We start from the raw sequence: 11755 nt of genomic DNA on the forward strand, positions 1-11755 counted from the left end.
CAAGATGTTTGGATTTTTACGTTCACCTAAATTTACTCAACCGTGTCTGAGCAACGAGCAAATCGACCAGCGTTACCGCCATTGGCGTTTGCACATTATGTTGGGGATGTACATCGGCTACGCAGGTTTCTACTTTACTCGTAAGACCTTTAACTACGCCGCACCAGCGATGATTACCGATCTTGGCTTAGATAAAGGTGATTTGGGTCTTATCGGTACGCTTTTCTACATTACTTACGGCTGCTCGAAGTTTATTTCCGGTACGATTTCAGATCGCTCTAACCCTCGTTATTTCATGGGATTAGGATTGATTGCGACAGGTCTGGTCAATATCGCGTTCGGTTTTTCTAGCTCACTCGCGGCTTTCATTACTCTGTGGATCTTAAACGCGTGGTTCCAAGGCTGGGGCTGGCCTTCATGCTCCAAGCTGTTAACCACTTGGTATTCACGCTCCGAGCGTGGCTTCTTATGGGCGATTTGGAACACCGCACACAACGTTGGTGGCGCTCTGATCCCTATTTTGGTGGGCTATTTAACGTTGCACTACAGCTGGCGTGAAGGCTTTATTCTACCCGGCATCATCGGGGTATTACTCGGTCTATTCGTTTGTTGGCGATTGCGCGACAAACCCACAACAATGGGCTTACCAAGTGTCGGACAATGGCGCAACGACGCACTAGAACTTGCGCAAGAAAATTACGGACGTGGCCTCACCTACCGCGAAATTCTGAAATCGTACGTATTTAACAACAAATACATCTGGCTGCTCGCGTTCAGTTATGTGTTGGTTTACATCGTCCGAACCGCAATCAATGACTGGGGAAACCTGTACTTGACCGAGCAGCATCACTATAGCCTGATTAACGCCAACGCTGCTCTGTCGATGTTTGAAATCGGTGGTTTTGTTGGTTCATTGGTTGCGGGTTGGGGCTCAGACAAACTCTTTGGCGGTAACCGTGGGCCAATGAACTTGCTGTTCGCGATTGGGATTTTCTTGTCTGTCTCTGCGCTTTGGCTGATGCCTCTGACCAACTTTGCATTCCAAGCGGCGGGATTGTTCTCCATCGGCTTCTTTGTCTTTGGGCCACAAATGCTAATCGGTATGGCGGCGGCGGAGTGCTCTCACAAAGATTCTGCCGGCGCGGCAACAGGATTCGTGGGCTTGTTCGCCTACATGGGCGCAGCATTGTCTGGCTATCCATTGGCGTTAATTCTTGAAGAGTATCATTGGACGGGTTTCTTCATCACCATTTCAGTTTGTGCAGCCGTCATTGGCCTTTTGTTGCTGCCATTTTTGCAAGCACAACCATCACGAAAACCACTCGACCCAAAACCTCGGTTGTAAATCAACTTATCGCCCTTCGGGCAAATTGGCGAGTGACCTAACCGCGCTCGCCATCCTTATTTAACGTATCTCTGCTCAATTTTTCTTCCGATTCAGTTCGGAGGGTTAACTATGGGAAAAATTCATGAATTTGAACACTATTTCATCGCATAGCTTCTTTCAAATGAACAACAAAATCCAAAACTACGCTTGGGGAAGCACCTCTTCTATTCACGATTTGTTTGGCTTTTCTAACGAAACGAATGAGCCTCAAGCAGAAGTATGGATGGGTACTCACCCAAACGGCTGCTCTGAAGTTCAGATTGAGCAAAACACGCTGCCTTTGTCTGAACTGATCAAACAAAACCAACCCGCTTACTTATCAGCAGAAACCGCAGCGAAATTTGGCGACCTGCCCTTTCTGTTTAAGATCTTAGCGGCCGAACATGCACTGTCGATTCAAGTTCACCCAAGCAAACAAGATGCCGAAATAGGTTTCGAAAAAGAGCAAAATGCTGGCATCCCACTAAACGCGAGCCATCGTAACTACAAGGATCCAAACCATAAACCTGAGTTGGTGTACGCGCTGACAAGTTACCAAGCCATGAACGGTTTTCGTTCGTATGACGAGATTATTGATGCATTTGGCCTTTGCGATATCGATGAGCTACGCGCACCGCTAGATGCGTTCAAACACGAAGCCAACTCACAAGGTTTACGCGATTTCTTTGTGCACATTCTGACCATGGAAGGAGAAACAAAAGAGCGAGCACTGAAACAGCTTCTTGCCCACGCTTCACGTCAATCGGAGCAAGGCACTGACAGCGACGTTTTCCAGCTCATCTTAGATCTATCCACTCAATACCCCGGCGATGTGGGTTTGTTTGCGCCATTACTGTTGAATGTCATCACGCTGCAACCTGGCGAAGCGATGTTCCTGAGCGCAAGAACGCCACACGCTTACATTAAAGGTACGGGATTAGAGATCATGGCGAACTCAGATAACGTTTTGCGTGCAGGACTCACGCCGAAACATATGGATGTTGAAGAACTGGTTAAATGCACAGACTTTGTGCCTAAGCCGTTTAACAGCCTTGTACTAGAACCCAATGCCAATGGTTGCCAAAGCCTTTACCCCGTTCCAGTGGCAGACTTTAGTTTCAGCATTCTTAACCAACCGAATAATGAAGTGGTTGAGGCAAACAGCGCAGAGATTTTGATGGCGATTGATGCCGACCTGACACTCATCAGTGATAACGGTGAGACGTTAACCGCCGCGAAAGGACAATCCGTATTTGTTCCTGCTTACGTTGGCCATTACCGTATTCAAAGTGCGGGACGTGTGGCTCGCGCCTTTAACTAACTTCTGAATAACGGATTCAAGCTAGCGTCTGACCCAAGGGACTGGGTTAGACAATTTATTCCTCTCATAGATTGAGCCTGTCCGGTTTTAAGACACTCATTCTTACACCTTATCGACTCAAAGCCGCTGCGGTCTAAACCATCTAAGTTCTCTGAGAACCATAGATTCCTATATTCACTGCAACATTCATTGTCAAAACCCATTTATTTCCGGTAAATTCGCCGCTCCAATATCAAATCACTTGGATAATAAAGGCGCTTGCACAGTGGTATTTGTTGCAAAACGTATAATCAACGTTGTAATCAAAGCCTCAATCACTACAATCTCTGGTTCGATTTTTCAGTTAACGTTTGTATGCCGAAGTTAAACCAAGATAACCCTGTTCAAAGCTCCGCCCTTTCCGATATCGAAACCAGCAGTAAGATTCAATCGGCATTAGAACCGAAGTTTCACAAGCCAGAGAAGCGTCTCTGCTTAAGCCCTGGCCTATCGGATAAGCATTTGGCGCGCCGTTGGCAAGTATTGGAACAAGTGACCAATAAAGATCATCTTCTTGATCCTTTCACGCAGTCACATTGCGACGCTTACTCCAACAACATCGAGCACTTCATTGGTACTGTCAATGTGCCGGTCGGCATCGCAGGCCCTTTGCGCGTCAACGGTTTGTATGCGAACGATGACTTTTTGGTTCCGCTCGCAACGACAGAAGCCGCGTTAGTCGCTTCCTACAATCGTGGCGCAAATCTTATTACCGCCGCTGGTGGTGCGAGCGCATTGTTACTGAGTGAAGGGGTGAGCAGAACACCAGTGTTCGCCTTTAATAACCTTGCCGACGCCGGCCAGTTCGTCAGTTGGGTTGTGACCCAATTTGAAGTATTTCGTCAAATTGCGGAATCCACCACCTCACATGGCAAACTCAAAGACATCAATGTAAATATCGAAGGAAACCACGTTTATTTGGTCTTTGAATACGTGACTGGTGACGCTTCTGGACAAAACATGGTGACCATCGCAACAAACGAAGTGTTCCATCATATTTTGGCGACCAGCCCAATCAAACCAACTCAAGCATTCTTGGATGGCAACTTATCAGGCGACAAAAAACCAAACGCGCACACACTGCGCTCGGTACGCGGTAAGAAAGTATCCGCCGAAGTGACCATTCCTGCTGAGTTGGTGGAAAAATATCTGCATACAACGCCAGAGTCTATGGTTCAATTTGGCAAAATGACCACGGTGGGCGGTTTACTCAGCGGGACAATTGGCGTCAACGCGCATTACGCAAACGCTCTTGCCGCGCTGTACATTGCTTGCGGTCAAGATGCCGCTTGTGTTGCAGAGTCTGCCATTGGTATCACTCGTATGGATGTGGACGCTCAAGGCAACTTGTACGCGTGCGTAACCTTGCCAAACATCATGGTGGGAACGGTTGGCGGGGGCACTGGCCTTCCTACGCAAAAAGCATGTTTGGATATTTTAGGTTTGCACGGCAACGGCAAAGCGAAAGCCTTAGCCGAAGTCGCAGCTGCGCTTTGTCTGGCTGGCGAACTCTCGATTGTTGGCGCATTTTGTGCCGATCACTTCTCCCGAGCTCATCATAAATTAGCGCGTAAATAACTGACTCGCCGCTCAGAGAAGACCTTTTGTTTTTCTCTGAGCGCTGAACTTCTGCAGGGCACTTATTCAGATCCTTCTCTTCGATAATTTTCTTTCATGGCTCACTCGTTTTAAACACCGAGTTCGCTCTCATCGATAAAGCCGCCTCTTTACCTTGGGCAAAATTGACCGTCAGCTGCGTATCTGTTCACAATTATTCTCTTTCTTACGCGGTTTTTCTTTCTTTTTGTCTATACATAAAATTCAGTAAGTTATCTCAAATTACCAATTCCTGTCGTTACAAAATCGTACTATTTTCAGTAATTGTGTTTTTTATTAGTCACTTATAGCGACTATACTCACCTCTGCAGCTGCTTGATTTTTCTAAATTTATTTTAAAGCTCACACGAGCGTCACTACTCCCGTTAAATGGATTTAAGTCGTTCCTTTGGGTAAGCGAGTTAACTATGAGACGTCAGAAACAAAATGGAATTTCTTGTTGGGTGCTAGGATTCTTAGCCATGTTGCTCTGCTATGCAGGGCCCGTTTCCTCAGAAGAGGATTCCACTAACTTCATCAATGCGCGCTTTCTTTATCAAAGTACGTTTGGACCAACGCCAGCATTGATTGATCAAGTCGAAGAAGTTGGCATTGAAAGTTGGATCAAACAACAACAACTTCTTCCGGCGACCTATCATCGTCCTCTCTACGACACTCCTTTTAGCAAAGGAGCACAAGCAAATCGAGAAAATGCTTGGTATCAAATTGTTCTCACATCAGAAGACCAGCTTCGTCAGCGAATGGCATTTGCGTTAAGCCAAATACTCGTGGTCTCGCGCTATGGCGGAGCACTATCGAGCAAGCCAACAGCCCTAGTGGACTACTACGATGTGTTGGTGAAGCATGCTTTTGGCAACTATCGTGATCTTCTACACGAAGTGGCTATCCACCCAGCGATGGGTAACTACCTATCAATGATGGGCAGCACTAAGGAAAATACTTCAACAGGCGCGCTACCGGATGAAAACTTTGCCAGAGAACTGATGCAGCTTTTTACGTTAGGACTTTACGAGCTAAACCTCGATGGCAGTGTAAAACGTGATCCTAAAACCGGAAAACCGCTGCCGACCTACTCTCAAACTGATATCCAAGAACTGGCCCGTGCGCTAACTGGTTGGAAAAATTCAGACACGGCATTTGTTGAACCCATGCGCGTGATAAACAGCCGACATGACACCAACGAAAAAACCGTGTTGGGAACAACCATTCCTGCGGGTTTGACCGCCCAAGAAGAGCTCTCACAAGTGCTGGATATATTGATGTCTCATCCTAACATTGCGCCATTTGTGTCGAAGTTTTTGATTCAACGATTCGTCTCTTCTAACCCAAGCCCGGAGTACGTTGCGCGAGTTGCTCGCGTATTCAACAACAACGGAAAAGGGGTTAAAGGTGATTTAAGCGCAGTGATCCGCGCGGTTTTACTTGATAACGAAGCCATGGGGTTAACCAACACGCCGCCAATGAAAGTGAAAGAGCCCATTTTGGTGCTCACTAACTTCCACCGAGCCGCAGGCTTTACACTTACCGCTGCGCGCTATGACGGAGCAACAACAGTGATGAACACCGCAGAACAAGGCGCACTGCGTTCTCCTTCAGTATTTAATTTCTACTCGCCAGACTATCAACCTTCGAATGAGTTTGTGCAGTCAGGCATGGTGTCACCCGAATATGAATTGCTCGATTGGTCAGTGTATACCGATCTGGTCAATTTCATGCTCAGTAGCACTCGCTCGGGTGGTGGCGATACTTATACGCTGGACTTTAGCGAACTGTATTCCCTACTCGATGATCACGAAGCTCTCGTTGAGCGTGTCGATGAACGATTCTTTGCGGGCACGGCTTCGCCTGAACTCAAAGCGCTTTTGCTAGAAGTGTCGGATGAGTATCGAACCGATTACGTACCAACAACAAAACTCGCACTCGTTATCTTTACTGCGATTTCTGGCGATGAATTTTACATTCAGGATTAGGGGTGAATTATGGACATTTCGAGACGCAACTTTTTAAAAAGCACCGCATCGTTTGGGGCGATCGCATCACTCGGGTTGCCGGGTTATTCACTTGCCGCGCCTTCAAATGATTTCCGAGCGCTGATCTGTGTGTACTTAGCTGGCGGAAACGACGCGATTAATACCATATTGCCGCTATCTGATTTTCACTACAACCAGTACGCCAATGTGAGAGGATCTCTTTCTGTTGCCAAAAATACCATTATTCCCATCGGATTGAATGCCCACGACGCAAACAACAACGCCGTTCCGCTTGGGCTGCATCCTAAGTTGTCGGCACTTGCTCCACTATTCCAACAAGGCGATGCTAATTTGGTGCTCAATAGCGGCATTCTCAACCAACCTGTGACAAAACAAGCCATCGAACAAGGTGATGTTCCAATGCCAGAGCAGCTGTTTTCTCACAATTCACAGACCGCATCTTGGCTGCGCGGTGGGATGGATGCTTCTACGAATTTAGGTTGGGCTGGACGCATGCTCGATGTGCTAACGTCAGACGCTCAAATTACACCGCTGTATAGTGTGCATGGCGATACGTTATGGTTGAAGGCAATGGAGCACCGTCAGACCGTACTCAAAAAAGACAAAGCGGTTCAATTAACGGCGGTTGGAAATCCAGTTTACGAAGAGATTTATCAAAAACTGCTCTCACAAAGCGCAGATAACCCGTTCAGTGGGCATTTTAATTTGATGGTCGACGAATCCATGATGATGAGCAACATCCTCGCGGAGCAACTGAAACTGATCGACGACGCGCCTTTATTCTCCTCTTCTACGCTCGGCAAACAAATGCAGACCGTGTACAAATTGATCGCCAGCCAGAGTGCGCTTAGTCAGCAGCGACAAGTGTTCTTTGTAAAACATACAGGATACGACTTACATGACTCGCAACTCGCGCGACACCCATTGTTACTCGAAGATCTCGCCACCAACCTAAATGCCATGTATCGCGCAGTTGATAAGCTCGGTATGAGTAAAAACGTGACCACGTTTACGATGTCTGACTTTGGTCGACGAATGACCAATAATGGTAACGGTACCGATCACGGCTGGGGCGGTCATCAGTTATTGATAGGTGGTGCGGTAAATGGCAGTGCGCCGATCGGTACGTGGCCAGAGTTAACACTTGGAGGGCAAGATGATTACTCAAAAGGTCGGTTGATTCCGGCTATTGCCGCAGACCAAGTTGGCTCAACTCTCGCACAGTGGATGGGCGTGAGTGACAATGCCGCACTGGACTACGTATTCCCGAACATCCGTAATTTCACCACATCTAACCTTGGCTTTATGGCTTAAGCTAAGCGGCTTAGTTTCGTTTATTTAATTGTCAAAAAGGGAGCGCAATGCTCCCTTTGCAATATCATCTATGTTAACGAACGTTCATTAAACTTCGTCACGACGACGTTCGTTACAAAGCTTGATAGCGCGCTCAAGTAATTCTAGCGCGGATTTTTCACACTCAGGCAGAGCCGCATCACTTTCACCAATTGGCGTTACGCGGTCACCCCACTTCAGCACTGCTGCACCCCACGTCAAACCTGCACCAAACGCAGCCAGAAGCATGTTATCGCCAGGATTTACTCGGCCTTGCTCTACCGCCTCACACAATGCAATTGGCACCGTTGCCGCAGAGGTATTGCCGTAGTTTTGAATGTTCACAAACGCTTTGTCTTGAGGAATACCGGAAAGGTCGCACAGCGTTTGAATAATACGGATGTTCGCTTGATGCGGAATCACCACATCAATTTGTTCCGTCGTCAACTGAGATGCTTTCAGTACGGTTTTCGCCGCTAGGCCCATGCCTTTCACTGCGCGTTTGAAGATCTCTTGACCCACAAAGTTGAAATCCCAGTAACCGTTATCTTCCGCAAAGCGGTCCATACAAGTACCAAACTTCGGCACAGAAAGAATATCGCGACCTTTGGCATCACAACCAATTTGCGATTGCAGCAAGCCCGTTTCTTTCTCTGTGCGAGATAGAACCACCGCACCCGCGCCGTCACCAAATAGAACCGCGGTATCACGCATCGCCCAGTCAATGTAGAAAGACAAGCGTTCCGCACCGATGATGATGGCGTGTCGGTAGTTACCGGACTGAATCAAACGCGTGCCCGTTTCTAGGCCGTATACAAAACCGGTACATGCTGCGTTTAAGTCGAAAGCCGCCGCTGAGCGAATGCCCAGATTTTGCTGCACTTTAGACGCAATGTTTGGAATTAGTGAATCAGGAGAGCACGTTGCAACAATGATTAGGTCGATTTCGCTTGCTTCAACGCCTGCTCTTGCCAACGCATGCTGAGCAGCTACTGTCGCCATATCTGAAGTATTTACATGGCTAATACGGCGATTTTCGATACCTGTTCGGGTGCGAATCCACTCATCTGAAGTATCAAGGAAAGTGCTAAGATCATCGTTAGAGAGCACGGTTGGCGGAACACATTTCCCCCAACCTGTAATTTCAGCGTAGTAATTTGTCATCGCAGACCTATTTATTGTTGTATTTTAATGAAATATCTAAGAACCTGATCCGGTTCTATTATAAAACTTGCTATTCCATAAAATTTGCAAGTAAAAAGAAAGTATACGCATTATGAAGCTGACTGATAAGTCATGTTTTCATCAAGTTGTTATAAAGGAAGAAGTCATGTCATCGTTTAAAACTCGTTGCCCATCTTGTGGCGGTTTAAATCGTGTCCCTAATGAGCGTGTTGCAGAATCTGCAACGTGCGGTAAATGTAAGAGCCCGCTTTTAGATGGCGCGCCTATTGAAGGTACACTCGATAACTTTTCTGCACTATTAGAAAGCTCAACGCCAGTTGTCGTCGATTTTTGGGCTCCATGGTGCAATCCGTGCGTCGGCTTTGCTCCTGTTTTCTCGGATGTCGCGCAAGAACAAGCAGGAACGGCTCGTTTTGTAAAGATTGATACTGAAGCCCAACAACAGCTTGCGGCGCAATTTGGTATTCGCAGCATTCCAACCATCATGGTATTTAAGAACGGTCAGCGCGTTGATATGCTGAATGGTGCGTTGCCTAAATCGCAGTTTGATCAATGGTTAAATCAAGCACTTACAAAATAATTCTAGCCTTGAGCCTGCCAATCTGGCAGGCTTTTTTATGCAGCAAATTGCCATATAATTTCGACAAATTTTATTTGTCGATACGACACAAATTTATCATTTTACATGCCTACTAATTAGCCTCATATTCGCGCCGAATAACCCCCAGATTTCTCTTAATTTATAGGCGCAAAACATTGGAAAACACAGTCGTTTCTGCAGCATCACCACGAGTTACAGTTCCAGTCGTCGCACTGTCTCTTTACGCGGTTGCTTCAGGCTATTTGATGAGCTTGATCCCACTCATGCTCGGCGAATACAACATCTCTGCTGATTACGCGAGTTGGTTGGCGAGCGTGTTTTATGGCGGCTTGTTGATTGGTGCCATGTTTATCGAACGCATTGTTCGCAATGTTGGCCACCGCAAAGCATTTATTGGCTGTTTGGCTGCATTTTCGCTCACCATCGTTGCCCTACCAGCATTCCCGAATGGCCTAGTTTGGCTCGTTGCGCGCTTTATTGCTGGTGTCGCGGTTGCTGGTGTATTCGTGATCGTTGAATCCTGGTTGATGTCAGGCGACGAAGCATCACGCGCAAAACGCCTAAGCCTATACATGCTTTCTCTGTACGGCGGTTCGGCTCTAGGTCAATTTGGTATTGGCGTTCTTGGCGTAAGTGGCGGCGTACCCTTTGTTGCGATTACAACATTGATCCTAATGGCGATGCTGGTACTGATGTTTATTGATTGCGAACAACCGAATAGCCATGAATCGACTTCATTGTCATTCAAACAGATTGCAAAACTCAATCATGCAGCGATCATCGGTTGCGTCGTATCTGGTTTAACCTTGGGTGCGATTTACGGCCTTATGCCTGTTGAATTGGCGAACCGTAAAATTACCCACCAAGACATTGGTACGCTTATGGCGTTGGTGATCCTTGGCGGCATGTTGGTTCAACCTATGGTGACCACATTAAACAAATACATGAGCCGAACAGTCTTAATGGCGTTTTTCTGTATTTTGGGTATTTTCTCTATCGGTTTGACGTTCATCTCTACGTCTACCGCAGTGTTGGCGGCGTCGCTTTTCCTATTGGGCATGGCCACGTTTGCTCTATACCCAGTGGCAATCAACCTCGGCTGTGAAGGACTTGATGAACGCTTTATTGTCTCTGCAACTCAAGTCATGCTGTTTAGCTACAGCGTAGGCTCAGTGGCAGGCCCAGTGGTAGCAGACAAATTTATGGGCCAAGTACACGGCTTGTTGGGTTACTTGTTTGCGGCTTTGGTAGCGACATGCGTTTACATGTTGCTTGCAGCGAGCAAAACCAAACAGCAAATGGCTGCGGGCCTATAAAGCTAAAACAACCAAATGACCATTGAAAACGAGGGCTATCTGCCCTCGTTTTTTTATGCGTTTTCCATTAACTGCTTTCGATAACGTGTTGGTGAAATGCCGTAAAACTTCTTAAATCGATGCGTAAAGTTGTACGGGTCTCGGTATCCCAATCGATTGGCAATCATCGCAATTGACCACGCCCGGTATTGCAACAAGTCAGCTGCTTTGTGCATTCGCAGCTCGATCAACTTGCTCCTCGGGCTCATATTGAAGAGCTGTTTCGACAAACGGTTTAGCTGTTCTTCACTAATAAAACATCGCTTGGCCATTTCACTGACAGTCCAAGGCAAATGCAGTTGCCCTTCTATCTCATTAAACAAGGTCTGAACACGCGAAAGCGACGTACTGATTGGCGTTTCCACACTTTTCACCAACCGTTGAACTTCACTGATCAATAACTGACGAAAACCAGAGCGTCCGCCGATTTCGTTGTAGAGTAAGGTCATCAACGACCAAATCTGTTCTGAGCCACGAAATGGAATCACGCACTGACCAAGATCATTGAGATGATGCCATGCAGGTGCATTTTGCGGCAGCAACCAGACCATTTTCCAACTTCCCAAACGCGGGTTGATCTCGAAACGAAAGCAAGTGTCTACGGGCAAGATGGTCAGCGTATACGGTTCGATCTCCTTAACGCAATTCGGCGTAATCAACACACCGCCGCCTTCCAACGTGAATAACAACGTATGCACGCCCACCTTGTCACGCTCAACGTGATAACCGTCGTGCAGCTCAGCCAATCCCGCCATAAAAATATCGGCACGTTGCCATTCTGGAATTTCCGTTAGCGTAAGAAAACGTTCTTTGCACGCAGGTGCAAGGTAGACGTCATCGTGCCACTCATGTTGAGGAGAGAATTGACCGATGACGGATTCGCACAGGTTTTGTCGATTTTCGAACATGTATTTATGCCTCGGTTGGTTTTATATTCCCCCACAAACT

9 protein-coding genes are annotated in these 11755 nt (G+C 47.0%); 7 read left to right on the forward strand and 2 right to left on the reverse strand.

The features are described from left to right. The first annotated feature begins 4 nt into the window (after window positions 1-4). The 5 genes from ACF8OV_RS21415 to ACF8OV_RS21435 all read left to right on the forward strand — a co-directional run bounded on the left by ACF8OV_RS21415 (window position 5) and on the right by ACF8OV_RS21435 (window position 7648). Entirely contained in the window at window positions 5-1345 is a 1341-nt protein-coding gene (locus ACF8OV_RS21415; protein ID WP_203502973.1) for an MFS transporter, read from the forward strand. A gap of 124 nt (window positions 1346-1469) precedes the next feature. Next, entirely contained in the window at window positions 1470-2687 is a 1218-nt protein-coding gene (manA, locus tag ACF8OV_RS21420; RefSeq protein ID WP_203502970.1) for a mannose-6-phosphate isomerase, class I, read from the forward strand. Window positions 2688-3041: 354 nt separating this feature from the next. Beyond that, window positions 3042-4304: a hydroxymethylglutaryl-CoA reductase gene (locus ACF8OV_RS21425; RefSeq protein WP_025505086.1), complete on the forward strand. Its 1263-nt coding sequence runs from the start codon at window positions 3042-3044 to the stop codon at window positions 4302-4304. Window positions 4305-4750: 446 nt separating this feature from the next. Next, window positions 4751-6313, forward strand: a complete 1563-nt coding sequence (locus ACF8OV_RS21430; RefSeq protein ID WP_140261109.1) for a DUF1800 family protein — start codon at window positions 4751-4753, stop codon at window positions 6311-6313. Window positions 6314-6322: 9 nt separating this feature from the next. Continuing rightward, window positions 6323-7648: a DUF1501 domain-containing protein gene (locus tag ACF8OV_RS21435; RefSeq protein WP_140261110.1), complete on the forward strand. Its 1326-nt coding sequence runs from the start codon at window positions 6323-6325 to the stop codon at window positions 7646-7648. An 87-nt stretch (window positions 7649-7735) separates the two neighbouring features. On the opposite strand, the gene ACF8OV_RS21440 is transcribed toward ACF8OV_RS21435, so the two are convergent. After that, window positions 7736-8830, reverse strand: coding sequence for a ketoacyl-ACP synthase III (locus ACF8OV_RS21440; protein ID WP_021450860.1), 1095 nt, complete (start codon window positions 8828-8830; stop codon window positions 7736-7738). A 166-nt stretch (window positions 8831-8996) separates the two neighbouring features. Between ACF8OV_RS21440 and trxC the strand changes: the two genes are divergently transcribed. Continuing rightward, window positions 8997-9431, forward strand: coding sequence for a thioredoxin TrxC (gene trxC / locus ACF8OV_RS21445; RefSeq protein WP_005486290.1), 435 nt, complete (start codon window positions 8997-8999; stop codon window positions 9429-9431). Window positions 9432-9607: 176 nt separating this feature from the next. Further along, window positions 9608-10768 (forward strand): MFS transporter, encoded by a 1161-nt coding sequence (locus tag ACF8OV_RS21450; protein ID WP_005460918.1) that lies wholly within the window; start codon window positions 9608-9610, stop codon window positions 10766-10768. 53 nt (window positions 10769-10821) lie between these two features. Here ACF8OV_RS21450 and ACF8OV_RS21455 read toward each other — a convergent pair whose 3' ends face one another. Further along, window positions 10822-11715: a helix-turn-helix transcriptional regulator gene (locus ACF8OV_RS21455; protein WP_025536183.1), complete on the reverse strand. Its 894-nt coding sequence runs from the start codon at window positions 11713-11715 to the stop codon at window positions 10822-10824. Window positions 11716-11755 lie beyond the last annotated feature (40 nt).

This window comes from Vibrio sp. GLN_1 (assembly GCF_043106015.1).
In the GTDB taxonomy this organism is placed as follows: Bacteria; Pseudomonadota; Gammaproteobacteria; order Enterobacterales; family Vibrionaceae; genus Vibrio; species Vibrio parahaemolyticus.

Bases quoted from the DNA above. Each gene is read 5' to 3' on its own strand.
- trxC (WP_005486290.1), top strand. From the start codon at position 8,997: ATGTCATCGTTTAAAACTCGTTGCCCATCTTGTGGCGGTTTAAATCGT.
- manA (WP_203502970.1), top strand. From the start codon at position 1,470: ATGAATTTGAACACTATTTCATCGCATAGCTTCTTTCAAATGAACAAC.
- ACF8OV_RS21430 (WP_140261109.1), top strand. From the start codon at position 4,751: ATGAGACGTCAGAAACAAAATGGAATTTCTTGTTGGGTGCTAGGATTC.
- ACF8OV_RS21425 (WP_025505086.1), top strand. From the start codon at position 3,042: ATGCCGAAGTTAAACCAAGATAACCCTGTTCAAAGCTCCGCCCTTTCC.
- ACF8OV_RS21435 (WP_140261110.1), top strand. From the start codon at position 6,323: ATGGACATTTCGAGACGCAACTTTTTAAAAAGCACCGCATCGTTTGGG.
- ACF8OV_RS21415 (WP_203502973.1), top strand. From the start codon at position 5: ATGTTTGGATTTTTACGTTCACCTAAATTTACTCAACCGTGTCTGAGC.
- ACF8OV_RS21440 (WP_021450860.1), bottom strand. From the start codon at position 8,830: ATGACAAATTACTACGCTGAAATTACAGGTTGGGGGAAATGTGTTCCG.
- ACF8OV_RS21455 (WP_025536183.1), bottom strand. From the start codon at position 11,715: ATGTTCGAAAATCGACAAAACCTGTGCGAATCCGTCATCGGTCAATTC.